This is a genomic window from Aminobacter sp. BA135, from assembly GCF_050859125.1.
GTDB classification, from domain to species: domain Bacteria; phylum Pseudomonadota; class Alphaproteobacteria; order Rhizobiales; family Rhizobiaceae; genus Aminobacter; species Aminobacter ciceronei.
Genome location: NZ_CP139572.1, coordinates 2,266,651 through 2,291,360, shown reverse-complemented (window position 1 = coordinate 2,291,360; position 24,710 = coordinate 2,266,651). Strand labels below are relative to the sequence as shown.

The following is a 24,710-nucleotide window of genomic DNA, read 5'->3' as shown; positions in this document are numbered from 1 at the left end:
GCAACGGAGCCGCACCCTTTCAGCCTACTTCGGCTCCGGTCCAAAAAAATCTCGCCGACCATGTCGGATGTGGCAGCCGCCGCTCGTCCTTGCAGTGAGGCATCGGCCGACGGCGGCTACGGATGTCCTGAAATGCGCCACCGCAAGTGGCAATTGGCTCAAGCGAGGAATGGAGACAACTGATGTCGGAAGCTCAAGCATACCCTGCCCCGAAGGTCCTTGGCGGCCTGATCGCCTACCTGCAGGTCGACGGCGCCTTCAAGGCGGCCGAGTTCTACAAGCGTGCCTTCGGCGCCGAGCAGGTCTTCGCCTACCCCGCCGATGAGCAGGGCCGAACCATGCACTGCCACCTCTACATCAATGGCTCGTCGCTGATGCTGAACGATGCCTATCCCGAACACGGCCATGCGCACGAGAAGGCGCAGGGCTACGTCATGCAGCTCATCCTCGGCGACGACATCGATGCCTGGTGGAAGCGCGCTGTCGATGCCGGCTGCGAAGTGGTCGTGCCGCTCGACGTCATGTTCTGGGGCGACCGCTGGGGCCAGCTGCGCGATCCGTTCGGCGTCGCCTGGGCGATGAACGCGCCGGTCAAGCCGGCCTGACAGTCTTAAGCCACGCTGCGCGCCGCCAAGGCGCGCAGCGACCTACCGGTCGTGCGTCTCGCCCGACAAGGGTGTCGCCAGCATCGACGGACGTTGCTCGAACGCGTCGAACCAGGCCGTCAGCCGCGCTCGCCCGCGAAACGACGGAAGCTCGCGAAACGCCATCCACGACAGTGCCGTCGCCACCGCGATGTGCCCGATATTGAGCGGCGCATCGGCATCGATGGCACCCTCGAGCCAGTCATAGCTCGCCTCGATCTTGTCGCGGTAGCCCTCGGCAAGGGGCTGATAGCGCAGATGCTCGGGCCGCCGTTCCGTCTCCCAGCGCAGGCCGATGCCCACCTGCGCCAGCCCCTGCGCCACTGCCTGCAGCCGCAGGGCCCGCCAACGCGCCTCGCCCGCCTCCGGAATCAGCTTCGCACCGTCATGCAACGTGTCGAAATAGGCGCAGATGACGTCGGAATCGAAGATCGGCTCGCTGCCGTCGCGCAAAAGCACCGGCACCTTCCCGAGCGGGTTTTCAGCGTAGACACGCGCATTGCGCAGGGTCGGGCTTGTCTCGTGGTGGATCACGTCCAGCCGGTCAACGATGCCGGCCTCTTGGGCGAACACCAGCGCCTTGCGGGCGAAAGGCGAATGCGTCTGGTAATAAAGGATCATCGTTTCCCCATGCAGGCTGGCGCCAGTTAGCTACGCCGTTCTAGCCTGCACGCGGCGAGAATTGCGCTCTCATTGGCGCACGCTGGCGCAACTTCGTTGCACGCCTGCCTGCCGTTTCGATACGTTTCCGCATATGGCAACAGGCCGCTTCGTCCCTATGCGATTCATATAAAGCAGCCCGCTTCCCTCTCTCGAATTCACATGGCGCGGAGGACTATCTCTTCCGTCATGAAGCCGGAAACCATCGCAGCCCTGATCGACCGTGTCGCCGACGTCAGGATCCTCCGCGAGCACCACGTCTGGGCAGCCGCCGAAATTTTCGGCTTCGATGACCTCGACAGCACGATGCGCCGCAAGTTCAGGGCGCTGATGGAAGCCGACGCGCTGCTCGACGCGGTGCTGTCGCTTGCCGCGAGCGCCGACCCGCCGAGATCGGTCGGAAACGTCAGGCATCAGAGAGGACACTGGGTCTGTTCCGTGCGCTGCGGCGCAGCCGGCAACAGTCGAACCGCCACGGCCGAACACACCGATCTCGCCGCCGCCGTTCTAGCGTCACTGCTGGCCAGCCTCCAGCAGCCGACTGTGGCGCACCGCCACCGCCCCCCTTCCCACCAGCATGATGGATCTTCCAGCCATGAACACCAACGCCACGAACAATGACCAGCTTCGCGGTCGCCTTTTCGGCGCCATTTCAGCGCTGCCCACACCTTTCAGGGACGGTGAAGTCGACCTGAAAAGCCTCGCAGCTTCTGTCGACTGGCAGATATCAGAAGGCATCAACGGCCTCGTTCCCTGCGGCACCACGGGCGAAGCCCCGACGCTGTCCTGGCATGAACGCATCATGGTGATCCGCAAGACGGTAACAGTGGCGAACGGGCGCGTTCCGGTCATCCCGGGCACTGGTACCAACAGCACCGAATCGACGATCGCATTCACCGCCGCGGCGCGCGATTTCGGTGCCGATGCCGTGCTGGTCGTCACGCCCTATTACAACCGGCCGAGCCAGGCCGGCATCGTCAGGCATTTCGAGACCATCGCCGCCAAGGTTGACACTCCTATCATCGTCTACAACGTGCCGGGCCGCACCGGCGTCGACCTGACACCTGCCACCATCGAGCGGCTGGCCGACATCCCCAATATCGTCGGCTTCAAGGATGCGACCGGCGACCTGTCGCGCCCAATGGCGTTCGCCCAAAGGTTCGGCGAGCGCTTCGTCTGGCTGTCCGGCCACGACGCCACCGCCTTCGGCTTCAACACCATGGGCGGTAGTGGCACCATCTCGGTGGTTTCCAACATCGCGCCGCGCCTGTGCGCTGCCATGCATAACGCCTGCCGCAACGGCGACCCGCACGCCGCCCGCGTCATCAACAACCGCCTGCGCCCGCTCATCGCGGCACTCGAACTGGAGATCAACCCGGTGCCGGTCAAGCATGCGCTTCACCTGATGGGCCGGATGGCGCCGGATGTCCGCCTGCCGCTGGTCGAGGCTGAGGCAGCTACCGTGTCCGCGCTCCGCGATACCCTGTCGGTTCTCGCCGTGCAGGCGCGCCCCTCGCCTGCACTCCGTCCCGTTCGCCCCGCAGTCCGGATCGCCTCAAACAGCCGGCATATATGAAATCCAAATGACTCCGCGCCGTCTCGCCAATCGAATTCCTATGGCGAGGACATCAGATCATGAACTGCAATGAACCTCCCGACATGCGCGGTGCTGCCGCTCCACGGGAACTTCAGGAAAGGCACATCACAATGGGCACTCTCGCTCGCGACATCCACCCGGCACTCCACGCCCACCGCTTCATGGTCGGCCGCGACCCGCAGGGGCGCTGGGTCGTCAGCGACGAACTCGGCAAGGTTGGCGGTATCTTCGCCGACAAGGAAGCGGCCGTCCGCTTTGCCCTGGCCGAGAGCGACCACATGCCCGGCGCCGTGTTCTGCGCGCCTTGCGAAGTCACGCTCAATCTCGACCCGTTTGCCGGTTACGGTACCAGCGCCGGCCATCACCAGCCCCGGAGCAGTAGCTCCAAAGGGCGAATTCACGTGGCAGTCTAAGCCGTGTTCAAATGTCCCGATCACCGCCCGTTTCGGGCGGCAGGCGGAAAAGGAGCACGTGCCATGGCAAGTCCCAGCGCATTCGCCCTCGCGGCAGGCATCCTCGGCATCGCCATTTCGGCTGCCAATACGGCACCTACAGTATCCGAGCCTGCAGCGCTCTCCCGCAGCAACGGTCTCATCCTGATCGGGAAGTCGGTCACCGTCTCGAAATCGACGAGCAAGTCCAGTTCGCGCTCCAGGAGCTGCTCCAACGGCAGTTGTACCAGCGACAGCGATTCCCAGAGCAACTCGGGCACCAATTCCTCGACAAGCACCTCGACGAGCACCAGCTCGTCGAGCAATTCGAACACCAATTCGAACTGATCCCGGCCTCGCCCGGCAGCGTTCCATGGAGAGTGCGCAGCGGCGCTGCGTCCGGAGTTGCGGAGAGAACACGTTCCCAGTGCCGATCCCCAGCACCTGGCAGGCCCGCTTCGGCGGGCCTTTTTTTCATGCCAGGGGCACCGTCAGCCCGGCCTTGACCCGATCCATCGCCACAAGCGTCCGGAATTTCTTGATGTTGGGGTTGGCAAAGAAAAGCCGCCGCGTCAGCGCCTCATATTCGGCCATGCTGGCCACCGTCACAACCAGCACAAAATCCGCCTCACCAGTCACGTAGTAGCATTGCTGCACCTCGGGTGCCGCGCCAAAACTTGCCTTGGTGGCATCGAGCAGGCCGATCTGCTCGCTCTCGATGGAAATCTCGACGATGATGGTGATCGGCCGCCCGACCTTGTCGGGGTCGACGACAGCGACATTGGCCGCGATGACGCCACCCTCCTCCATACGCTTGATGCGCCGCTGCACCGCCGGCGCCGACAAATGCACCGCCTCGCCGATCTCGCGCTGCGGCGTTGCATTGTCGCGCTGCAGAATATCGAGGATCTTCAGGTCGAAATCGTCGAGCTCGACAGCTTTGCCGACATTCCTCAAGACATTGTCCCCGCGATACAAACTTGCACAAAACTGGCCGGATAAGAGCGCACTTCTCATGACCGGTGCAATATAAATGCGTCGATCGAGGAGATATCGCCCATGCTTATCCGCAACCAGCACGCCGACTATCGCAAGCCGCTCGAAGCGGTCGATGCGGAAACGCTTGGTATCGAAGCCGCCGAGACGGTCGAACGCTTCCTGTCGCACCGGCCCAGCCATCGCCCGACTCCGCTTCGCTCGCTGCCGGCGCTGGCCCGGGAACTTGGCATCGGCGCCGTCCATCTGAAGGACGAGGGTTTTCGCCTCGGCCTCGGCAGCTTCAAGGCGCTCGGCGGCGCCTATGCCGTCATTCGCCTCGTGCTGGAGGCGGCGGAAGCGCGGCTCGGCCGTCCGGTCGCCATCGCCGAACTGCACAGCCCCGAAGTGGCAAAGATCTCCGCCGCCATGACTTTCGGCTGCGCCACCGACGGCAACCACGGCCGCTCGGTCGCGCAGGGGGCGCAGCTTGTCGGTGCGCGCTCGGTGATCTTCGTCCATGGCGGGGTCAGCGACGCGCGCGTTGCGGCCATCGCCCGCTACGGCGCTGTGATGGAGCGCGTCGCCGGCACCTATGACGACTCCGTCGCCGAGGCGGCGCGGGTCTGCGAGGCCAATGGCTGGACCGTCGTCTCCGACACCTCCTGGCCCGGCTACGAGCGCATCCCGGGCCTTGTCATGCAGGGTTACACGGCGATCTTCCGCGAAGCCCTCGAAAAGCTGCCTGAAGCGCCGACCCATGTCTTCATCCAGGCCGGCGTCGGCGGCATCGCCGCTGCCGCTGCCGGCTATCTCGCCAACCGCTATGGCGAGGCGCGCCCGACCTTCGTCGTCGTCGATCCCGCCCGCGCCGCCTGCATCTTCGAGACCGCGCGGCAAGGCAAACCTGTCAAGATCGCCCATGGCGAACCGACCGTCATGGCGATGCTCGAATGCTACGAGCCATCGCAGGTCGCCTGGCGCGTGCTGTCGCGCGTCGCCGATGCCTTCATGACCGTCGAGGACGAGACAGCCGTTGAAGTCATGAACCTGCTTGCCCGCCCCTTCGGCCATGATCCCGTGGTGGTCGCGGGCGAAAGCGGCGGCGCCGGCCTCGCAGGCCTGCTCGTCGCCGCGCGTGACGCCGACATGCGCGCGGCTATCGGCCTCGACGCACATTCGCGCGTCCTGCTCGTCATCACCGAGGGTGCCACCGACCCCGACCGCTACCGCGAGCTCGTCGGCCTGACGCCGGGAGATATTGCTATCGCGGGGAAGTGACGCGCGGCAGCGCTTCATCGCGCCATGCTAGTGCAATGTCCGCCGCCTATCAGCGATTATCCAGTCTGATATGAGGGCACGTCCGAGATGACCTTTTCTGCCGCGGCAGTTTCCTCCAACCCGCACTTTCCATCCCCGGCCGAGATCAAGCGCATCCTCGTTGAGCGCATCGACCGGCAGCGCCAGAGCGTCGGCATCGTCGTCGGCACTTTCGGCCCGGAGGGCCGCGTCATCGTCTCGCATGGCAATTTCGGCGCCTTCTACGCCCGCCCGGTCGACGCCGACACCGGCTTCGAGATCGGCTCGATCACCAAGGTCTTCACCACGCTGCTGCTCGCCGAGATGGCTGGGCGCGGCGAGGTCGGGCTCGACGACCCGGTCGCCATGCATCTGCCAGCCACCGTCCATATGCCGACACGCGACGGCCGCGAGATCACCCTGACCGACCTCGCCACCCACACCTCCGGCCTGCCACGTCTGCCCGAAAACATGGCACCGGCCGACGACGACAATCCGTATGCCGACTATTCCGTCGATCAGATGTATGCGTTCCTGTCGGCCTACGAACTGCCGCGCGCCATCGGCAGCCAGTACGAATACTCCAATCTCGGAATGGGCCTGCTCGGCCATGCGTTGTCACGCCGGGCCGGTCTGAGTTATGGCGCGCTGGTGCGCGAGCGCATCCTTGCACCACTCAACATGCGCTCCACCGCCGATACGCCGGCCGTCTACATGAAGTCGCGCCTCGCCAACGGCCACGACGCCGAGCTGATGCCGGTGCTGAATTGGGACCTGCCGACGCTCGCCGGCGCCGGCGCGCTTCTGTCGACCGGGGACGACATGGTGAACTTCCTCGAGATGCTTGTCGGCGAGCGCGCCTCGCCGCTCCGCGACGCGCTCGCCACAACGCTTTCGATCCGACGCCCGACAGGTGGCGAAGGCGACGAGACGGGGCTCGGTTGGGTCATCTCGGGCAGCGACGACGACAAGATCGTCTGGCACAATGGCGGCACCGGCGGCTATCGTTCCTATCTCGGATTTATGCCGGCCAGGGGTGTCGGCGTGGTTGCCTTGTCCAACACCTCGACCGAAGTTGGTGTCGATGATATCGGGCGGCACCTGCTCGACAGCAGGAACTCGCTGGCAGAGCCGCCGATAGAACGCATCGCCATCACCCTCGATCCGATGATCTGCGACCGTTATGTCGGCGTCTACAGTCTGGCCCCGGAGTTCGAGATCGCCATCACCCGCGAAGGCTCAAGCCTTTTCGCCCAGGCGACAGGCCAGGGCCGCCACGAGATTTTTGCCGAGAACGACAGCCAGTTCTTCCTCAAGGTCGTCAACGCCCAGCTCAGCTTCGACGTCGGCGCCGACGGCCGTACCACCGGCATGACGCTGCACCAGAACGGTATCGACCAGCGGGCGCCGAAGGTGGCGCCCTAACCACGACGGCCTGCCCAAACGAACACCGGCCCCTGCATGCGGCAGGAGCCGGTTGAAAGCTCAGCGCTTGGCGCGCGACTATTCCGCCGCCAGCGCCGGGTGCTGAACCACCGTGGCGGTGTCATCGCCCTTCGCCGCCAGCGGTTCGGCCGGCTTCTTCTTCGGCTCACGGCCAAAGAAGAGCGCATAGCCGGCCGGCAGCACCAGGATGGTCAGCACGGTGGCCACCAGGATGCCGCCCATCATCGCATAGGCCAGCGGCCCCCAGAACACGCCGCGCGAGATCGGGATCAGCGCCAGCACCGCCGTCATCGCCGTCAGGACGATCGGTCGGAAGCGCCGCACCGCGGCTCCCACGATCGCCTCGTAACGCTCCATGCCCGCCGCGATGTCCTGGTCGATCTGGTCGACAAGGATGATCGAGTTGCGGATGATGATGCCGAGCAGTGCAATCACGCCGAGGATGGCGACGAAACCGAAGGGAGCGCCCGAGATCAGCAGTGCGGCGGCCGCCCCGATGATGCCGAGTGGACCGGTCGCCAGTACCAGCATCGACTTGCCGAAGTGCTGCAGCTGCACCATCAGCAGAAGCACGATGACCAGCAGCATGACGGGTGCCTTGGCGGCGATCGAGGCCTGGCTTTCGGCTGCATCCTCGGCGCCGCCCTGGATCTCGACCTTGTAGCCAGGTGCCAGACCGTCGCGCAGCGGCTTGAGATCGGCATAGAGCTTCATCGCCACGTCGTTCGGCTGGATGTGGTCGGGCAGCGTCGCCCTGACCGTGATCGTCGGCAGGCGGTCGCGGCGCCATTCGATGCCCTGCTCCATCACGGGCACCACCTTGGCCACCTGCGACAGCGGTACGAAGCCGCCGAAGTCGGTCGGGATGTAGACAGAGTTGACCGCCGTCAGCAGATGACGGTTGGCCTCCGGCTCGCGGGCGACGATCGACACCGTCTCCTCGCCGTCGCGGAAGTTGTCGAGCGGCGCGCCCTGCATGGTTGCCTGCAGCATCTGGCGAATGCGCTGCGAGGAAACGCCAAGCGCCCGCGCCCGGTCCTGGTCGACCACCAGCTTCATGCCGGGCACCTGCTCCAGCCAATCGTCATGGATGGCGCCGAGTTCAGGGGTCGCTGCGAACTTCGCCTTCACGTCGTCGGCGATGCGGCGCACTTCGGCCCGGTCCGGACCCATCACGCGCAGTTGCACCGGCCAGCCGGTCGGCGGCCCGAGGAACAGGCGGTCGACCTTGCCTCGGATCGAGGGGAAATCCTCGGCCAGGATGGTGCGCAGCTTGGTGATCAGTCGTTCGCGCGCCGGCTCGTCATTGGCCATGATCAGGAGCTGGGCATAGTTCGGGTTGCGCAACTGCTGGTCGAGCGGCAGGAAGAAACGCGGCGCGCCCTCGCCGACATAGGTGGCGATGAACTTCTTGTCGGGATCGTCGATCATGCGCTTTTCCAGCGCCTCGGCCTGCTTTTCGACCTCCTTGATGCTGGTGCCCTCGGGCAGCCACAGGTCGACAAGAATTTCCGGTCGTGACGACTGCGGGAAGAAGTTCTGCGGGATGAACTGGAAGGCAAACAGGGAGCCGAAGAAGGTCACCAGCGTCATGACAAGCACGATGACGCGGCGGCGCACCGCCCAGCTCACCGTCGCACGCAAGCGGCGGTAGAAGTTGGTGTCGAAGGCATCGTGATGGCTGCCGGCATGCTTGCGCTGCTTCAGGATCATGTTGCCTAGCCAAGGCGTGAAATAGACCGCCACGAACCAAGAGATCACAAGCGCGATGCCGACCACGTAGAACAGCGAGCGCACATATTCGCCCGCCGTGGATTCGGCGAAGCCGACCGGGATGAAGCCCGCGGTGGTGATCAACGTTCCGGTCAGCATCGGGAACGCCGTCGAGGAATAGGCGAACGACGCCGCCTCGACCTTGACCAGCCCCTCCTCGAGCTTTCGCTCCATCATCTCGACGACGATCATCGCGTCGTCGACAAGCAGGCCGAGCGCGATGATCAGCGCGCCGAGCGAGATGCGCTGCAGGTCGATACCGAGCTGATACATGACGGCGAAGGTGGCGGCGAGCACCAGCGGAATGGTGATCGCAATGACCAGGCCTGAACGCCAGCCGATCGACAGGAACGACACGACAAGCACGATCAGCAGCGCCTCGACCAGCGCAGTCATGAACTCGCCGATGGCTTCCTTGACCACTTCCGGCTGGTTGGAAATCTGGTCGACCGACACGCCGTAAGGCAGCGATTCCTCGAAACGCTTGTAGGTCTCGTCGACAGCCTTGCCGACGTCGGTGACCTTGAATCCCTTGGCCATCACCACGCCGACCTGGACGCTGTCCTGGCCATTGTAGCGGAACTTGCGCTGGTATGGATCCTCGAGCCCGCTGGTGACGGTGGCGATGTCGCCGAGGCGGGTGACCTGGCTGCCGGCGCGCAGGCGCAGCTCGCGGATGTCGGCCGTTTTCGACAGGTCGCCCTCGACCGAGATGCGCACGGAATGCGTGCCGGTGTCGACGGCACCCGCCGGGTCGATGTTGTTCTGTCCGGCAATGGTATTGCGCACGTCGTTCAGCGTCAGGCCGCGTTCGGCCAGCGCCTTGGACGAGACGTCGATATAGATGCGCTGCGGCTGGTCGCCGAGGATGACAGCCTTTTCGACGCCGGGCGTCGTCAACAGCATGTCGCGCGCCTTGATCGCCAGCGCCTTGAGCTCGGGATAGCTGTAGCCTTCGCCCGCGATCGAGTGCAGCGTGATGAAGGTGTCGCCAAACTCGTCGTTGAAATAGGGTCCGAGCAGGCCTTGCGGCAGCTCGCTCGAGATATCGCCGACCTTCTTGCGCACCTGGTAGAAGGCATCCTTCACCTGCGCTGTATCGGTGTCGCCCTTGACCTGCACGGTGATGATGGCGCTGCCGGCGCGGGTGTAGGACTTCACCCAGTCGAGATGCGGCGTTTCCTGCAGCTTGCGCTCGATCTTGTTGACGACCTGGTCCTGCATCTCCTCGATCGAGGCGCCTGGCCACACCGCCTGAACCACCATGACGCGGAAGGTGAATTCCGGGTCTTCACTCTGGCCCATGCGCATCAGGCCGAGCGCTCCGGTGATGATGATCAGCCCGAACAGGAAGCGTGCGATGCTCGGGTGCCCGATCGCCCAGCGCGACAGGTTGAAGGGCTGCTTGTCCTGGCTGGAATTGTCCATGGCCGTGGTTCCGATAAGGCGCACGCGTCCGGTGTCCGGCACAGCAGATGCGCAGGTTCAAATGTGAATGGCGTTCGCGGCGACCCTGTCGGCCGCCGCCTCATGCTGTCTTAGCGGACGGCCGCAGTGGCTTCGTTCGATGCCGCACGCTGCTCTGCTGTCGGCACCTTGACCCTCAGATTCTCGGCCATGAACTGCGTACCGGCCGCCACCACCAAGTCACCCGGCTTCAGGCCGTCGGCAACCTGGACGCCGGCGTCGGCGAAGCCCGCCACTTTGATGTCGCGGGCATGTACCTGTTCGCCGCTGATCACCCAGACGATGTCCTTGTCGCCCTGCTTGGCCAGCGCGCTGAGCGGGACCGCGACGAACGCCTTGCCGTTCTCGACCGACGCCTCGATCGTCGCGCTCATGCCCAAAAGCACCCTGTTGTCGTCGGGCAGGCTGACGCGCACCGAAAACGTCCTGGATTGCGGGTCGGCGCTGCCGGCGACCTCGCGCACCTTGCCGTCGAGCACCAGCCCGGCGTCGGACCAGAAGCTGACCTTGACCGGCTTGCCCGGCTGGAACTGGGCGATCTCCAGTTCAGGCACGGCGATCTGCACTTCCTTGTCGCCGTCGACGGCGACCGCAACGACAGGCGTGCCGGCCCCGACCACCTGTCCGGTGTCGGCGGTGACTGATGTGACGATGCCGCTCTGGTCGGCGCGCAACTCGGCATAGCCGACCTGGTTGCGCGCCTGCGCCAGCGACGAGGCTGCGGCATCGCGCTGCGACGACGCCTGCCTAAAGGCGAGTGCCGCCTGTTCGCGCTGGGCTTTGGAGGCGAACTTCTTGGCATAAAGCTGGGTCGCGCGTTCGTCGGCCAGGCGAGCCGTCTCGACCTGCTTTTCCGCCGCGTGCAGATTGGCTTCCGCCGTGCTGACGCCGAGCTGGTAGTCGGTCGGGTCGATGCGGGCGAGCAGGTCGCCTGTTTTCACCTTGTCGCCGATATTGACCACCCGTTCGGTGATCTTGCCGGCGACGCGGAAGCCGAGATTCATCTCGGTTCGCGCCTTCACCGAGCCGGAATAGTCGAGCTCACGGGTCGTGCCCATGCTGGCGATCTCGACCACCTTGACCGGGCGGATCGCTTCGACCGTTTCGGTCTTCGCTTCGGAACAGGCGGAAAGGCCAACGCCAAGCAGCGACACCAGAGCCAGGCTGGCAAGAGGACGCAGGTTCGCATTGAAGGTCTTGAACGAAATCATCGTTCGCACTCCTGATTGTCTGACGGGATGTGGGATGACGGCCCTAAAGCCGCCCTGCTATTTCAGCGCCCTGAGGGCGTATTCCGTAAGTTCCTCGTAGGTCGCGCGGTTCGGCTTGTTGACGCATTGCGACACCATCTGCGGATGGCACAGCGTTGCTGTCGCAGCGCCAAAGCAGCGCGCGGCAATCTGGGGGTCCTGCTTGGAGAATTCGCCCGAGGCAATGCCCTGGGCGATGACTTCGGCCATCAGGTCGTGCAGCCGGTCGATATGCTTTTCGATGACGTGCCAGTCGCGCTCCAGCGCGACGACGACCATCTCATGCACCTTTTCCTGGTCGAGCATGGTTTCGACCGTCAGCCGGTGCTGGGCATAGATGAAGGCGCGCAGGCGCTCGGTGGCGCTGCCCTCGGCGCGCAGGATCTGGCAGGCCATCTGGTAGACGGCGCCGAGCATGCGGCCGCAAATCGCCTGGTGGATTTCCACCTTGGAGGCGAAGAAGCGGTAGATATTGGCCGGCGACATGCCAAGGTCGCGGGCGATATCGGCGACATTGGTCTTGGTGTAGCCGTAGTGCCGGAACAGCTTCTCGGCGGAGTCGAGGATGCGCCCGACAGTCTCCTGTCGCGCCAGATCCACGGGGCTTTCGGCTACATCGTTCATTTCGGGTCGCTCGATTTTACGGCTGACGATTTTCGAATTTCGTCAGTCGTAAAACGTAATTCATCTCGCGTCAATCTGCTGCACCGCAAAAATTGCAGCCTCCTGACACGGCCTCGCGGCTGCCCCTTCGCCGCGAGCGACGGCCAGCGGGAGCGAAAAACGTTTTGGCTTCGTCACTTACGCCGCCCAATTTAATCAATCTTCGAGCAGATGATTACTCCGCCCCGGCGCGCTGGTATTCGACGCTGCGCTCGGTCGCGATGCGGTCGTTCAGCACTTCATTGGAGTAGCCGAACTCCAGAAGCGCCCGTCCCGCCAGCTGCAAACCCGCCTCGACGGCGTCGGGAATAACGAATTCCGCGCCCGCCTCGTAGAGCTGGCGCGCATGGGCGGCATCCTGGGCCCGGGCGAGCACGGGCGCATCGCCGCGCATCTGCCGGACGGCATTGACCATCGCCGCCGCGTCCCTGGCGTCGTCGACGGTGACGATGAACAGGCTCGCGCCCGCGGCACCGGCATGGGTCAGGATTTCGGGGCGCGCGGCGTCACCGAGATAGATCTTACGGCCCGCCTTGCGCTCGCGCGCCACGATCTCGGGATTGCGCTCGAGCGCGACGATGTCGGTGTCCTCGGCATCGAGGATGCGGGCGATGGTGCGCCCGACCCGCCCGAAACCGGCGATGACGACATGCCCCCGGAGGTCAGGATAGGTCTCGGGCGAAACCTCCACCGGCTGCCTCGCATCGATCCGCGCGGCGATCCGCCGGCCGATCATCGCCACCAGCGGCGTCACCAGCATCGACAGACCGGCAATGCCCGTCACCAGCGTCGCCGTTGGCGCGTCCAGCACATTGGCTGCCGCCGCCGTCGTAACAACCACGAAAGCGAACTCGCTTGCCGGCGCGAGCAGGAATCCGGTCTCCACAGCCCGTCCCCGCTCCAGCCCGAAGGCGCGGCAGGCAAAGGTAGCGATGGCCGCCTTGACCACCAGCAGTGCCACCAGCCCGGCCAGCACGATCGGCAACTCGCTCCACACCGTCGCAAGGTCGAGACCGATGCCGACAGTCATGAAGAACAGGCCGAGCAGCAGCCCCTTGAAGGGTTCGAGGTCGACCTCGGCCTGGTGCTTGAACTCGGTTTCGCCGAGCAGCAGCCCGGCCATGAAGGCGCCGAGCGCCAAGGACAGGCCGGCAGCCGCCGTGAACACCGCGCCGCCGACGATGACCAGCAGCGTCAGCCCCATCAGGAAATCGCGGCCGCCGGCGCGCGCCGCCAGTCGGAACGCGTCCTTGAGCACGAAGCGCCCGAACAGCAGGATGATGACGACGGCGATGCCGCCCTGGATCAGCGCCTCCAGCAGCGCCGGCAGCAGGTTGGCGTCAGGCCCCTGCCCGAGAAAGCCGATGAGGATCAGGATCGGCGCCACCAGCATGTCCTGGAACAGCAGCACCGCGAGTGCGGCCCGCCCCACGGGACCGGCGACGCGCTTCTGCTCGGTCAGCGTCTGCATGACGATAGCCGTCGACGACAGCGCCAGGGCAAGACCGATCGCCAGTGCGACGCGGCTTTCGGCTCCGAACAACGCAGCAATGGCGGTGATTCCTGCAACGCTCGCCAGCGCCTGCAGCCCGCCCGCGCCAACCACCAGGCGCCGGAGCGACCACAGCTTCTCGAAGGACAGTTCGAGCCCGAGCAAAAACAGCAGGAACAGCACGCCGAGTTCGGCAAACGGCTTCGCCGCCTCGGGATCGGCAAAGGTGAAATGGCTGAGCACCGGCCAGCTTTCGGCCAGCGCGCCCATGCCGAACGGCCCAAGCGCCAGGCCGGCAAGCAGGAAGCCGAGCACGCTCGGAATGCACGCCACCCGCATCAGCGGCACCAGCACACCCGCCGCAAACAGGAACACCAGCGCATCATTGAGCCAGATGTTGTGAAGGTCCTCGCCCATATGCGTCCCCGGCGGATCGGCTTGCGTGCCGAGACCGACTCAACGTCAGTCTCGCCGATCATTTATGCCCTCGGGAACGAGGGATGCGAAGAAAGAATATGGCAGCCAGGGGTTTAACCGCATTTCCGGAATCGGTTTCCGAGCCCGCGCCTATCGGACCTTTCGACCCGCGCCGTCAGAAGCCTGCCTATTCCGGCAGCATCAGGGCCCTCCGGATTCCTTGCTACAGCAGCTTGTACATCACCGTCGTCGCATCAAGCCGGTCGCTACCGAAGGGATCGCGGGCATAGGCAGGGATTGTACCCACCATCTGGTAGCCCAGTGCCGTGTAGAGCGGCTCCGCACTGTCGCCGGTGCGCGTGTCGAGCGTCAGCAGGCTGCGCCCCAATTCCCGCGCCCGCCCCTCCAGTTCCCGCATCAGCAACTGCGCGATGCCCTGGCGGCGGAGGTCGGGATGCACCATCAGCTTGTTGACGTCGGCGCGGTGCGGCTGGTTGGGCATAGTATCGCAGCCCAGTTGCACGGTGCCGGCGATGCGCCCGTCCTTGCGCGCCACCAGCATGATGCGCATCCCAGCGCCCACGCCCGGCAGCACCTTGTCGCGCCAGAACGCCTCGGCCTCGCTCTGGGCGTATGGCAAAACGAAGCCGATGCTTGCCCCGTCATGCACACAGGCATGCAGCAGCGCGCCGAGCTCGCCGAGATGATGCGAAATGTCCTCGGCCGAAAATGTCGAAATGGCCACGCTCATGAAACCTCACACGACAAACAGAAAATACCTGGCGCCGGTCTCCGCCGGTGTGGCGAAGGCGCTCGGACCGAACAGTTGGTATCGCAGGCAGTCGCCGGGCCTGAGCTCATGCGCCCGGCCGTCGACAGTCACCGTGAGCTGCCCCTCGACCAGCACCAGATGATGCTCGAGCCCCGGCCGCGGCGGCGCGTCATAGGTGATTGCGACGGCCGCATCGAGCGCGCATTCCAGCGCCTCGCCGGCCAGCGTCTGCGCCGGCGGCGAGATCGAGCGGCGGCGAAAACCGACCTCCGGGTCCGACCAAACCGTTTGCGCCTCACGCCGCACCAGCGGCGCAAACTCGCCTTCCACCATGTGCATCAGCCGCGACATTGTCAGCCCGTAGGCAGCGCAGAGCTTGCCGAGCACGCTTGCCGTCGGGCTGACCTCGGCGTTTTCCAGCCGCGACAGGGTTGCCCGGCTGACAGTGCTGCGCCGCGCCAGCTCATCCAGCGGCCAACCGCGCTCGGCCCGGAGCGAGCGCAGCCGCTGGGCAATGCGCCGGTCAATGCCAGTCTCATCAGCGAGAGAACTTTCCATATATGAGAAATATTCCCACAAGGGAGAAGGAGTCAAGCACCGGAAAGCGACTTTGCCACCCGTTCGTCCGCACCAATGAACGGCGTGGCGACATCGGCTGGCAGTCCGCGCAAGAGCAACTGCCGGAATAGCGCGTCGGCCTCGGCAGGCGCCATGGCAGGTCGGTGTTCCCGCCACCAGCGCAAGGTCGTGTTGAAGGTCGCCACCATGTGCTGGATCACCAGTTCGCGCGGCAGCCCGCCGGCGGGGCCGGCACCCATCGTCTGGCGCAGCACATCGGCCAGCACCTTGTCCACCGCCTCGCGCAGCACAGCCCCGCCATGGCCGCCGGCCAGTGCGGCCTGGTCGGTTCTGACCACGGTCCTGACGATCCGCATGCTCAGGAGCTTCGGCAAATGACCCTGCATCCTGACTGTCGAATCGGCTGAGACCTCAGCCGAACGAAAACACCGCACTCGGCTTAGTCGTGGCCGTTTGGCCGGTGCCGACATCCGCCACCGCATGTTCGGCAACCAGTCGAAGCCGTGCATGCGGAAGGTGGGCCCGGCCGGGGTCACCGACGAGCGCCTCGATGCCTGCGTCGACGCAGCGGTCGAGAAAGGCGGTCACCCGCGCACCCAGTTCGGCGTCGTAGAACAGGTCGCCGACCGCAACGATATCCACCTCGGGCACCCGGCCGCCGGTCACGTCACCGCCGATGGCAACGATGTCGACGCCGTTCAGCGCCGCATTGAGCCCGATCGCGGCCACGCCATTGCTGTCCACCTCGGCCGCCAGCACGGAACTTGCCCCCGCCATACCAGCGGCGATGCCGACCAACCCCGAACCGGCGCCAAGGTCGAGCACGCGCCGCCCCCTCACCGTCTCGGGTCGCTCCAGAAAATGTCGCGCCAGAACCAGCCCGCCGGCCCATTGATAGGCCCAGTAGGGCGGCGGCGCATCGTCGCCGGCGTCATCGGGCGCGAGCCGCCAAAGCCCGCTGGCCGGATGCGCGGTGTAAAGCCTGATTTCGGGAACCGAAGGCACCGCCACGACATGCATGTTCGCGACGATGAAATCGGCGATGTCAGGCTGCTGCGTCATGCCCTTATGGTTCAATGTCCAGCTCCGGCAAACTTGCCGCGACATCTAGCACGCAACCGGCCACCGCACCGCTGAATTCAGTGGGTCCAGACCCCACCTTTGCACGCCCTGAAATCACAGGGTACCGATAGCGCCGGTGAGAGGTTGCGAGTCACAGGCAGAACGATGCTGAAAGCAGCAGGCAAAAGGCATGGCGCTCCGGGCATGACCATCCTCTGGTTGCTGGCCGCCCTTGTCCTGTCCTGCTCGCCGGTACAGGCGGCGGACCGCACGATCTATCTCACCTTCGACGACGGCCCGCTCGACGGCACCGGCAACATCCTCGATGTGCTGCAGGCGGAAAACGTGCCCGCCACCATGTTCATGGTCGGCCTGCACGCCAAATCCAGTCCGGAAAGCAAGGCGCTTGTCGCCCGCGCCAAAAGCATGCCCCTGGTCACCTTGGGCAACCACAGCTACAGCCACGCCTTCAACCGGTATCGCAAGTTCTATGCCGACACCGAAGGTGTCGTCGCCGACATGGTGCGGGCCAATGCGGTCCTCGGGTTGGACGTGCCGACCCATGCCCGGCTGCCCGGCCGCAACGTCTTTCGCCTGCCCAACATCTCGACCAACGACCTTTCGATCGACCGCATCGAGATCGGCATCGAGGAACCGGACTACGAGTTCGTCGCCGCCACCGGCTTCTGGCTCTATGGTTGGGATCACGAATGGGTCCATGACGGCACCGGCAAGCCGGTGCAAAGCGTCACCAGGCTCGTCAGCGAGATCGACCACATGTTCACAGGCAAGGTCCGCTTCGTCAGGCCGAACAAGCTGGTCCTGTTGATGCATGACGAGATGTCCCAGGACACCTTCAACGGCACCGCCAATCTCACCGCCCTCATCCAGGGGCTCAGGCAGCGCGGCTACAGCTTCGGACACACCCGCGATTACGATCCGCTGAATTAGGGCGGGGCGGAAGCGGGCAGAAGCGGTCAACCGAAAGGCTCCCGCCCCGCGACGGCAAGGAAGATCAGGCCATCTTGGCCAGGATCTTGTTCATGTCTGCGGCATCGAAGGCCTTGAGTGTCTGTGTCTTGACATTACCGAGCGCGGAAATGGACAGGCTGAGCGCCGTGACCGTCAGGTCGTCGGGCGCCTCGACAATGGCCACCACGTCATGCTTTCCAAGCGTCCACAACAGCGTGTGAACCTTGGCGCCGCCCCTGTCGGCCATGGCCCGGAAGGCATCGGCCCGTTTGGTCGTCTCCCGTACCGACTTGACACCTTGATCCGTGAAATTCGTCAGGAAAACATAATATGCCATGCTGACCTCCCTCAGTTGAGGAGGCGTGCGGGCGCATCAGGCGTTGCCGCCGTTTCTCCCGCCCGCACCCTAGCACGGCTCACCGTGGCTGGATGCAGGCAGGACATAGGCTTTAGGAGCTAGGACCGACAAACGCCGGCCTTGGCCCGTACTCTCAAAAGCAATATCTCATGCCTTCAGCACACCCGATTTTTTCGCCACCCAGGTGGCCACGTAGTCCATGAGCCCCGGCGACAGGCAGTCATAGGGTTCGAGCCCAAGTTCCTTGAGCCGGCCGCGTACACCGTTCATTTCGGACGGATCGACGCCCGCCTCGATGATCGACGAGACGAAGGCGGCAAAGCCCGGCTCGGCCCAGCCCGCTTCCTGGAAGCGCTCGGGATGGATGAAGTCGAGGCCCTTGAAGGCATGGTCGCGCTCGACCGGGCCATACATGTGTACACCGCAGCCCTTGCAGGCGTGGCGCTGGATCAGTGCCGACGGATCGACCACCGTGAGTTTGTCGCCATTCTCCAGCACCGTCACATTCTCATGCGCGGTGACCGCCACGACTGAGAACTTGGCGCCTTCCGGCTTCCAGCACTTGGTGCAGCCGCAAGCATGGTTGTGGGCAATCTGCCCTTTGATCGCCACCTTGACCGGCCGGTCGGCGCAAGCACAGACGAGCGTGCCGCCGGTGAAGCTGGCACTGCCGGGTTTGACCCCGCCGTCGAGCGCCGGATGTATCGAAACTGAAGCCATATCCTGTTCCTCCCTGTTCTGGCGTCCGGGCGGACCCCAACAAAAGTCTTGCGGCAAAGAACTCTATGAGACTCGTCCGATACGATACATGTCGCGGCGGCATTTGTGCATATCCGCCGTTCAGATTGCCGTGATTTGGGGCGATCGACCCGGTTGGCCCGCCTAATCCGCGGGGCCGGCAAACAGGATCAGATTGCCGTCGGGATCGAGCACGATGAAGTTCCTGGCGCCCCATGGTTCCTTGCGCAGCGTCTGGTGGAAGACCACGCCCGCCGCCTGGAAGTCGAGGAACAACTGCTTGATCTCGCTGGCCGTATCGACGGTGATCGAGGCGGACAGCAGGTGCTCGCGTTGGCGGATGTCACCTGCAAACACTGGCTCACACACCAGCCTGAGCGCCAGTTGCGCCCTGTCCCTAAAAACCTGCCCGTAGAAAGGCGGCTCGCCATAGACGAAGTCGACTGAAAAGCCGAGCTTGCCGGTAAAGAAATCGCATGATGCCGTGATATCGGCGACGAACAGTTGCGCTGACGTCGCGGTCAGGGTTGGACGTGTGGTCCGCGTTGTTTGGTCATTCATCACAGGGGCTTCTGATTTGAGCGCCTGCCAGCTTTCAAAACCCTGCTGTCGTGCGACAAGCTCCTGCGCATCGGCGAGCTTGAAGGTGGCCTGCATCACCTCGCTGTCGTCGAGGTCACGAAAGCGCGGCAAGGCCGCCCTGATCTCGGCAGCAACCGGATGATAGCCTTCGCGATACCAGCGCAGATATTGCTTGGCCTGCTTTGAGGTTTTCGAAGTTCGGCATGGGCGCAACTGTTGGACTTGGTCTGACAGTAGGCGGGCATTGCCCTTTCGGCCTTCGCCGATGCGCCCTACGCAGCCCTGAAATCCTGCCCCGGCTGGCGAGCCTTTGTCAATTACCATGCAGGACGGGCCTCGGCGCGCAGCCTCACCCGTCGCTTCAGGCGAGAAGAACCGCGCCGGCCGTTACTCGACCAGACTTCAGCCCAGCGCCCGCTCCACCATCGCTTCGGCGTGGATGCCAGTGGTGTCGAACAAAGGCACCGCGCTGTCTTCCGGCCCGACCAGCAGCATGATCTCGGTGCAGCCGAGGATCACGGCTTCCGCACCACGCTCGACAAGCCGCGCGATCACCTCGCGATAGACCTGGCGCGAGCGCGCCTCGACGCGACCCTGCACCAGCTCGTCATAGATGATGCGATGCACCACCGCCCGGTCCTCGGCCTCAGGCACTAGCACCTCGAGTCCATGTAGCCCGGCAAGCCTGCCCTTGTAGAAGTCCTGCTCCATGGTGAAGGCAGTGCCGAGGAGACCAACGCGGCCAAGTCCTGCGGCGCGGATGCGTTCGGCGGTCGGGTCGGCGATGTGCAACAGCGGAATGCCGATTGCCGCCTGCACCTCTGAGGCCATGCGATGCATGGTGTTGGAGCAGATGACGACAAAGTCGGCCCCGCCGCGCTCCAGCCGTCGCGCCGCGTCGATCATCTCCAGCGTCGCCTCCTGCCAACGGCCGCTGCTCTGCAACGCCTCGATCTCGGCGAAGTCGAACGACCACATCAGCATGCGAGCCGAATGCAGCCCGCCCAGCCGCGCGCGCACCTGCTCGTTGATGATCCGGTAGTATTCGGCCGAGCTTTCCCAGCTCAACCCGCCGATAAGACCAATAACCTTCTGTGGCATATCCCAGGCTCCTGGGTGACGAATCCGAACCCCAAGCACTAGCCTGCGGCAACGGTCGCGCCAAGCGGGTTCCGGTTCGGCCTGGCTGCCGCCATCGCCGCGACGAACCCCGGCTCCACGAACCGTGCCGTGCCGTCCGGCAGGCCGAGAATGCGGTCGACGGCCAAGCCCTGCTCGGCCAGTCGGCGCTCGAAGGCGGCGATCGCCTGGCTCAAGGCATCGGCGCCTTCGGCCGCGAGCAGGTCGGCCACGGCGCCATGAGTGACCGCGCCGAGCAGCAGCACCAATTCAGCCGAGATCAGAGGATCGTTGCTTGCCATGCTGCCTTCGCGCCGGCCCTTTTCGATGATGCGCGCCAGCGCTGGCGCCATCACGGCCATCACCGTTCGGTGCATGCGGTGGTAGAGCACGATATTCTCAGGCGAGAAGATGCTGGCGAAGGTGGCAATCGCCTCGGCCGCCCTGTCGGTGTCGCGGCCGCGGCGCAAGAAGGCGTTGAGTTGCTCGACTGCGCTCATGGCAGGCGCTGCCAGAATCGCCTCGAGTTCGGCCCGGGCGCGCTCAGCGGCCTGACGTGCCAACGCCTCCAGCAACGCGTCCTTCGAAGGGAAGTAGTAATAGAACGCACCCTTCGACAGCCCGACGTCGCCAATGATGTCGTCGACCGATGCCGCCTCATAGCCGCGCGCGCCGAACAGCCGAGCCGCCGCCGCAAGCAGTTCCGCCCGTCTTACTTCAGGATGCCTGACAATCCGGGGCATCTCACCTCCACTCACCGCCTATGCCGCATGCTCCCACCTTATCGCCTCTTGCTAGTGACCGCCAGTCAGTATAACTGACTACTGGTCAGTCCGCTCAGGGGAGCCGCTATGCGCATCGCCATCCAGACGCTTGGCACGCGGGGTGACGTCCAGCCCTATGTTGCATTGGCTCGCGGCCTCTTGCGGCGTGGCCACGAGGTCCAACTCGCGGCGCCAGAACAGTTCGAAGCGATGGTCACCCGCCACGGCATCGACTTCTGGCCTTTGCCGGGGGAGTTCCTGGCGTTGATGGACACGCCTGAGGGCAAGGCGGCGATTGCTGGAAGTCGGGGATTCGGCGCGGGGCTGAAGCTACTCAAGCATGTCCGCCCACTGATGCGCCGCCTGCTCGATGCCGAATGGGCGGCAATCGGCCGTTTCGGTCCTGATGTCATCATTCATCACCCCAAGTCGATCGCCTCTCCAGACATTGCCGCGCGACTAGGCCGACCGGCGGTTCTCGCCTCGCCACTGCCCGGCTTCACGCCGACCGCCGCGTTTCCAAGCCCGCTCCTGCCTTTCGCCAAGCTGGGCCCGCTCAACCGCCTCAGCCATCTGCTGGCAACGCGCGGCCCGGGCCTGCTGTTTCGGAAGGAACTCGCGCGTTGGCGCGCGCAGTCGCTCGGCGTGCCGTCCGGCCATCGGCCGGGCGCGCCGGCTGTGACGCTCTACGCTTACAGTCCGGCCGTCGTCCCCAGGCCGACCGATTGGGGCGGCGATGTCCTTGTCACCGGATACTGGTTTCTCGACGAGGACGACTGGCAATTGCCGACCGATCTCAGGGCATTCCTTGCCGCTGGCGACAAGCCCATCTATGTCGGCTTCGGCAGCATGCCCGGGCTCGCCCCCGGCAAGCTGGCGGCCGATGTCATCGAGGCGTTGGCCCACACCAACAAGCGCGGCGTTCTGGCGCTCGGCGGCGGCGCCCTCGAGGTGCCCTCACCCCCGGCGCATGTCCATGTCATGACCGCGGCGCCGCATGACCGGCTGCTGCCTCAGATGAGCGCAGCCTTGCACCACGGTGGTGCCGGCACAACCGCTGCTTCGCTACGCGCCGGATTGCCAACGATCATCTGCCCGTTTTTCGGCGACCAGCCATTCTGGAGCCGCCGCGTCGCTGACCTCGGCGCGGGGCCCGCCCCACTGGACCGGGAATCGCTGACCGTTGCGGCGCTCGCCGCAGCATTCACCGCCACAGATGCACCTGGTATGCGCCAGACGGCGACTGCAATGGGTCAGGCGATCGGCGCCGAGCATGGCCTCGATATGGCGATGAAGGCCATCGAAGCCCTCGTCCCGCGCGCCTAAGGCAGAGCCCAAAGTCCGGCATCGATTTTCGGAGGCAACGCGCAGATTCTACAACCTCGTTCCCGGGCCCAGCGTCCGCTGCTCTGCAGCGCCTCGATCTCGGCGAATTCCAACGACCACATCAACATGCGCGCCGATGCAGCCCGCCACGCAGTGGGCGCACCCGCTCATTGATGATGCGGTAATATTCCGCCGAGCTCTCCCAGTTCAACCCACCGATCAGACCAATGACCTTCTGAGCCATTTCGCCTCTGCCTCGGCTCGCTCGACCGCAACTTCCAGCCCGGCCGGTCTATCGCGCTATCCCCGGAGGGCGCAAGAGCGACGGTACGGTTGCCGGGATGACTAGGCGTCAGTGCAATCCGCCGTGGCAATTGAAGCGTTGCCGGGCCATCTTCACGATGTAGCCGGCATCGGTATCGCCAGCTTCCAGCTCAAGGCCGAAAGGATCTCCAAGCTCATCCCTGATGCCCAGAATGTCGACGAGCGTGCCGCGCGCCGACAGCTGATCCTGATCAGACGGGTTGCAGAATATTGCAACGAGCTCGCAGCCCAACTCATCGTCGCGGAAGTCCTTGAAGTAGTCCTTGGCGAGATGGATCGCCGACATACGGCTGTTCATCCAACCCACATCGGTCGGAGACATGATCAGCTTCCGTAAAAGCGGACGGTAGCGATCTACGAGACCCAGGTAGCGGACCAATGCCTTGAGTGCTGTTTCGCCATGGACGTCACGGTCCGGACCGTGAAGATAGGGCTCGATCAACAAGGCATCGTCGGCGGCTCCGCAAAGTCCGACGACAATCAAGGCTGAATTGATGTCACCCCGATGCGCTCGGAGGATGCCGCGCGCGTAATCCAGCTCAAGCGAGCTGACGGTGCCCGCTTTCACCCCTTGCGCCCGTTCTCGAATATCGCCGATGTTCACATTAGCCTCACACATTGAAGTTCGCGGATTTTTGCCGGCGCCTCGAAACGGCGCAAGAAATGGTAGCCAGGAGTTTGATGTCCGCAGCGTCTCTCGCTAACACTGCCCGCCTCTACCCAGTGTCCGTTCGACCTCGGCCAGGATCCACTCGCGAAAGACCTTGATCTTGGGCACGTTGCGGCGCTCCTCGGGATAGACCAGCCAGAAGCCGGAGCCGTCGGAGCCGACATGCTCGAAGGGCTGGATCAGGGTGCCGTTGGCAAGTTCTTCGCGGTAGAAGGTCGGCGTTAGCATCGCCACGCCATGGCCGGCGATGGCGGCGATCGCCTCATAGGCCTGCGAGCCCATCTTCGGTGCCGGGCGCTGCGGCAGCATGTCGGCGGGCAGGCCGGCGCCCACGAACCACTCGCCCCACCACAGGTCGCCGGGGTCGATCTGCGGCAGCCTGAGCAGGTCGGCCGGCTCCTTGACCCCGCCGATCGTCGCGGCGAGCTTCGGGCTCAGCATCGGCGCGAAATCGGTCGGCACGATCAGATGCCCAGCCAGCCCGGGCGGCAAATTCCCGTCATCCCTGCGGATGACGACATCGACCTGCTCGGTCCTGAAGTCGGTGTTGCGGGTCGTCGTCTCGAGCCGCACCGCAAGATCCGGCTGCACCATCTGGAACGCGCCGAGGTGCCGCGCCAGCCAGCTCGCGGCGAATGTCGGCAGCGTCGAGACGACCAGCACACCGCGCGCCCCGCCGCGGGTTTCGCCCCACGCCTCGCCCAGCATCTCGAAAGCGGCACTGACTTTCGGCGCCAGCGCCCGACCTGCTTCGGTCAGTTCGGTCTGCTTGGGCCGTCTCAAAAACAGCGGCGTGCCGGCACGCTCCTCCAGGAGCTTGATCTGGTAGCTCACCGCCGCTTGCGTCGTACCAAGCTCTTCCGCAGCCCGGGTGAAGTTGCCGAGCCGAGCCGCCGCTTCGAAGGCACGGATCGCCGTCAGCGGCGGCAGCTGAACAATCGCCATAAGTTTTCCTTATGCACTCATCCTTACGTTCAGTTGGATTCATAGCAAAAACAGGAAGAAAGAGGAGGCACTTCCTCAACAGAATTTGACTATTGAAAGCCAAGTCCATGACCCACCTCACCCTGGCCGCCACCCTAGGCCCGCTCCAGACATGGCTGACGCAGCTCGCAACGAGCAGCCGCCATGGCCGTCGCCGCGCCGGATTCGATCCGCGCGAGCTGTCGCTCCACCTTGGCAGGGACCTAGGCTTTCGCGACGGCCGCGACCCGGCCGGCACGATCAGGTAGCCGTTCCCGCTCTTGGCTTCCTCAATGGCAGGCTGTAGCCTCGAAGGCAGGCCATAAAGCAGGGGGTGCCGGCGCATGCTGCTGTCCGCAAGGTCGTT

General features: G+C 64.7%; 26 protein-coding genes and 2 pseudogenes. 9 read left to right on the top strand and 19 right to left on the bottom strand.

The features are described 5' to 3' along the window. The first annotated feature begins 182 nt into the window (after nucleotides 1-182). Nucleotides 183-605 carry a VOC family protein gene (locus SLT36_RS11225; protein WP_432287478.1) on the top strand — a complete coding sequence of 141 codons (423 nt, stop codon included), beginning with the start codon at nucleotides 183-185 and terminating at the stop codon, nucleotides 603-605. 42 nt (nucleotides 606-647) lie between these two features. Here the strand turns inward: SLT36_RS11225 and SLT36_RS11220 are convergent, their stop codons facing one another. Next, a complete protein-coding gene (locus SLT36_RS11220) occupies nucleotides 648-1,265 on the bottom strand; it encodes a glutathione S-transferase family protein (protein WP_432287476.1) in 618 nt (205 codons plus the stop codon). A 228-nt stretch (nucleotides 1,266-1,493) separates the two neighbouring features. On the opposite strand from SLT36_RS11220, the gene SLT36_RS11215 reads away from it, so the two are divergent. The 3 genes from SLT36_RS11215 (at nucleotide 1,494) to SLT36_RS11205 (ending at nucleotide 3,314) form a co-directional block, all read left to right on the top strand. Then, nucleotides 1,494-1,925, top strand: a complete 432-nt coding sequence (locus SLT36_RS11215; RefSeq protein ID WP_432287475.1) for a hypothetical protein — start codon at nucleotides 1,494-1,496, stop codon at nucleotides 1,923-1,925. Further along, nucleotides 1,900-2,880, top strand: a complete 981-nt coding sequence (gene dapA / locus SLT36_RS11210; RefSeq protein WP_432287473.1) for a 4-hydroxy-tetrahydrodipicolinate synthase — start codon at nucleotides 1,900-1,902, stop codon at nucleotides 2,878-2,880. Before SLT36_RS11215 ends, dapA begins: the two co-directional genes overlap by 26 nt. A gap of 131 nt (nucleotides 2,881-3,011) precedes the next feature. Beyond that, the gene (locus SLT36_RS11205) at nucleotides 3,012-3,314 is read left to right on the top strand and encodes a hypothetical protein (RefSeq protein WP_432287471.1); all 303 of its coding nucleotides are present in this window, start codon (nucleotides 3,012-3,014) and stop codon (nucleotides 3,312-3,314) included. 20 nt (nucleotides 3,315-3,334) lie between these two features. On the opposite strand, the gene SLT36_RS11200 is transcribed toward SLT36_RS11205, so the two are convergent. Together SLT36_RS11200 and SLT36_RS11195 are read right to left on the bottom strand one after the other, a co-directional pair. Then, on the bottom strand, nucleotides 3,335-3,670 hold the full coding sequence (locus SLT36_RS11200; protein WP_432287470.1) for a hypothetical protein: 336 nt from the start codon (nucleotides 3,668-3,670) through the stop codon (nucleotides 3,335-3,337). A 136-nt stretch (nucleotides 3,671-3,806) separates the two neighbouring features. Beyond that, a complete protein-coding gene (locus tag SLT36_RS11195; RefSeq protein WP_432287468.1) occupies nucleotides 3,807-4,289 on the bottom strand; it encodes an Lrp/AsnC family transcriptional regulator in 483 nt (160 codons plus the stop codon). A gap of 102 nt (nucleotides 4,290-4,391) precedes the next feature. Here SLT36_RS11195 and SLT36_RS11190 point away from each other — a divergent pair, with 102 nt between their 5' ends. Both SLT36_RS11190 and SLT36_RS11185 read left to right on the top strand, forming a co-directional pair. Further along, nucleotides 4,392-5,588, top strand: a complete 1,197-nt coding sequence (locus tag SLT36_RS11190) for a diaminopropionate ammonia-lyase (protein ID WP_432287467.1) — start codon at nucleotides 4,392-4,394, stop codon at nucleotides 5,586-5,588. An 87-nt stretch (nucleotides 5,589-5,675) separates the two neighbouring features. Next, a complete protein-coding gene (locus tag SLT36_RS11185) occupies nucleotides 5,676-7,031 on the top strand; it encodes a serine hydrolase (RefSeq protein WP_432287465.1) in 1,356 nt (451 codons plus the stop codon). A gap of 78 nt (nucleotides 7,032-7,109) precedes the next feature. Here SLT36_RS11185 and SLT36_RS11180 read toward each other — a convergent pair whose 3' ends face one another. The 8 genes from SLT36_RS11180 to SLT36_RS11145 all read right to left on the bottom strand — a co-directional run bounded on the left by SLT36_RS11180 (nucleotide 7,110) and on the right by SLT36_RS11145 (nucleotide 16,542). After that, a complete protein-coding gene (locus SLT36_RS11180) occupies nucleotides 7,110-10,253 on the bottom strand; it encodes an efflux RND transporter permease subunit (protein WP_432287463.1) in 3,144 nt (1,047 codons plus the stop codon). Between the two features lie 110 nt (nucleotides 10,254-10,363). Beyond that, complete coding sequence (locus SLT36_RS11175; RefSeq protein WP_432287462.1) at nucleotides 10,364-11,503, bottom strand: efflux RND transporter periplasmic adaptor subunit; 1,140 nt, start codon at nucleotides 11,501-11,503, stop codon at nucleotides 10,364-10,366. Between the two features lie 57 nt (nucleotides 11,504-11,560). Next, nucleotides 11,561-12,166 carry a TetR family transcriptional regulator gene (locus tag SLT36_RS11170; RefSeq protein WP_432287460.1) on the bottom strand — a complete coding sequence of 202 codons (606 nt, stop codon included), beginning with the start codon at nucleotides 12,164-12,166 and terminating at the stop codon, nucleotides 11,561-11,563. Between the two features lie 214 nt (nucleotides 12,167-12,380). Further along, entirely contained in the window at nucleotides 12,381-14,114 is a 1,734-nt protein-coding gene (locus tag SLT36_RS11165) for a cation:proton antiporter (RefSeq protein WP_432287459.1), read from the bottom strand. 223 nt (nucleotides 14,115-14,337) lie between these two features. Next, nucleotides 14,338-14,865, bottom strand: coding sequence for a GNAT family N-acetyltransferase (locus SLT36_RS11160; protein WP_432287457.1), 528 nt, complete (start codon nucleotides 14,863-14,865; stop codon nucleotides 14,338-14,340). A 6-nt stretch (nucleotides 14,866-14,871) separates the two neighbouring features. After that, entirely contained in the window at nucleotides 14,872-15,444 is a 573-nt protein-coding gene (locus SLT36_RS11155) for a helix-turn-helix domain-containing protein (protein ID WP_432287456.1), read from the bottom strand. Between the two features lie 32 nt (nucleotides 15,445-15,476). Beyond that, nucleotides 15,477-15,821, bottom strand: a complete 345-nt coding sequence (locus tag SLT36_RS11150) for a hypothetical protein (protein WP_432287455.1) — start codon at nucleotides 15,819-15,821, stop codon at nucleotides 15,477-15,479. A gap of 55 nt (nucleotides 15,822-15,876) precedes the next feature. Further along, on the bottom strand, nucleotides 15,877-16,542 hold the full coding sequence (locus tag SLT36_RS11145; RefSeq protein ID WP_432287454.1) for a class I SAM-dependent methyltransferase: 666 nt from the start codon (nucleotides 16,540-16,542) through the stop codon (nucleotides 15,877-15,879). A gap of 189 nt (nucleotides 16,543-16,731) precedes the next feature. Here SLT36_RS11145 and SLT36_RS11140 point away from each other — a divergent pair, with 189 nt between their 5' ends. Continuing rightward, nucleotides 16,732-17,478 carry a polysaccharide deacetylase family protein gene (locus tag SLT36_RS11140; RefSeq protein ID WP_432287453.1) on the top strand — a complete coding sequence of 249 codons (747 nt, stop codon included), beginning with the start codon at nucleotides 16,732-16,734 and terminating at the stop codon, nucleotides 17,476-17,478. Nucleotides 17,479-17,542: 64 nt separating this feature from the next. Here SLT36_RS11140 and SLT36_RS11135 read toward each other — a convergent pair whose 3' ends face one another. The 5 genes and pseudogenes from SLT36_RS11135 to SLT36_RS11115 all read right to left on the bottom strand — a co-directional run bounded on the left by SLT36_RS11135 (nucleotide 17,543) and on the right by SLT36_RS11115 (nucleotide 21,039). Beyond that, complete coding sequence (locus SLT36_RS11135; protein WP_432287451.1) at nucleotides 17,543-17,836, bottom strand: GYD domain-containing protein; 294 nt, start codon at nucleotides 17,834-17,836, stop codon at nucleotides 17,543-17,545. Nucleotides 17,837-18,004: 168 nt separating this feature from the next. Then, on the bottom strand, nucleotides 18,005-18,577 hold the full coding sequence (gene gfa, locus SLT36_RS11130) for an S-(hydroxymethyl)glutathione synthase (protein WP_432287449.1): 573 nt from the start codon (nucleotides 18,575-18,577) through the stop codon (nucleotides 18,005-18,007). Nucleotides 18,578-18,739: 162 nt separating this feature from the next. Next, nucleotides 18,740-19,382 (bottom strand): annotated as a pseudogene (locus tag SLT36_RS11125) (VOC family protein). A gap of 197 nt (nucleotides 19,383-19,579) precedes the next feature. Beyond that, nucleotides 19,580-20,278 carry an aspartate/glutamate racemase family protein gene (locus SLT36_RS11120; protein ID WP_432287448.1) on the bottom strand — a complete coding sequence of 233 codons (699 nt, stop codon included), beginning with the start codon at nucleotides 20,276-20,278 and terminating at the stop codon, nucleotides 19,580-19,582. A gap of 38 nt (nucleotides 20,279-20,316) precedes the next feature. Further along, entirely contained in the window at nucleotides 20,317-21,039 is a 723-nt protein-coding gene (locus SLT36_RS11115) for a TetR/AcrR family transcriptional regulator (protein WP_432287446.1), read from the bottom strand. A 108-nt stretch (nucleotides 21,040-21,147) separates the two neighbouring features. On the opposite strand from SLT36_RS11115, the gene SLT36_RS11110 reads away from it, so the two are divergent. Continuing rightward, nucleotides 21,148-22,386: a glycosyltransferase gene (locus SLT36_RS11110; RefSeq protein ID WP_432287444.1), complete on the top strand. Its 1,239-nt coding sequence runs from the start codon at nucleotides 21,148-21,150 to the stop codon at nucleotides 22,384-22,386. Nucleotides 22,387-22,454: 68 nt separating this feature from the next. Here SLT36_RS11110 and SLT36_RS11105 read toward each other — a convergent pair. From SLT36_RS11105 to SLT36_RS11095, 3 genes and pseudogenes are all read right to left on the bottom strand, one after another. Further along, nucleotides 22,455-22,630 (bottom strand): annotated as a pseudogene (locus SLT36_RS11105) (aspartate racemase); the annotation flags it as partial. Nucleotides 22,631-22,738: 108 nt separating this feature from the next. Continuing rightward, entirely contained in the window at nucleotides 22,739-23,314 is a 576-nt protein-coding gene (locus SLT36_RS11100) for a hypothetical protein (protein WP_432287442.1), read from the bottom strand. Nucleotides 23,315-23,410: 96 nt separating this feature from the next. After that, entirely contained in the window at nucleotides 23,411-24,325 is a 915-nt protein-coding gene (locus tag SLT36_RS11095; RefSeq protein ID WP_432287440.1) for a LysR substrate-binding domain-containing protein, read from the bottom strand. 107 nt (nucleotides 24,326-24,432) lie between these two features. Here SLT36_RS11095 and SLT36_RS11090 point away from each other — a divergent pair, with 107 nt between their 5' ends. After that, a complete protein-coding gene (locus tag SLT36_RS11090) occupies nucleotides 24,433-24,612 on the top strand; it encodes a hypothetical protein (RefSeq protein ID WP_182573317.1) in 180 nt (59 codons plus the stop codon). Nucleotides 24,613-24,710: the final 98 nt, after the last annotated feature.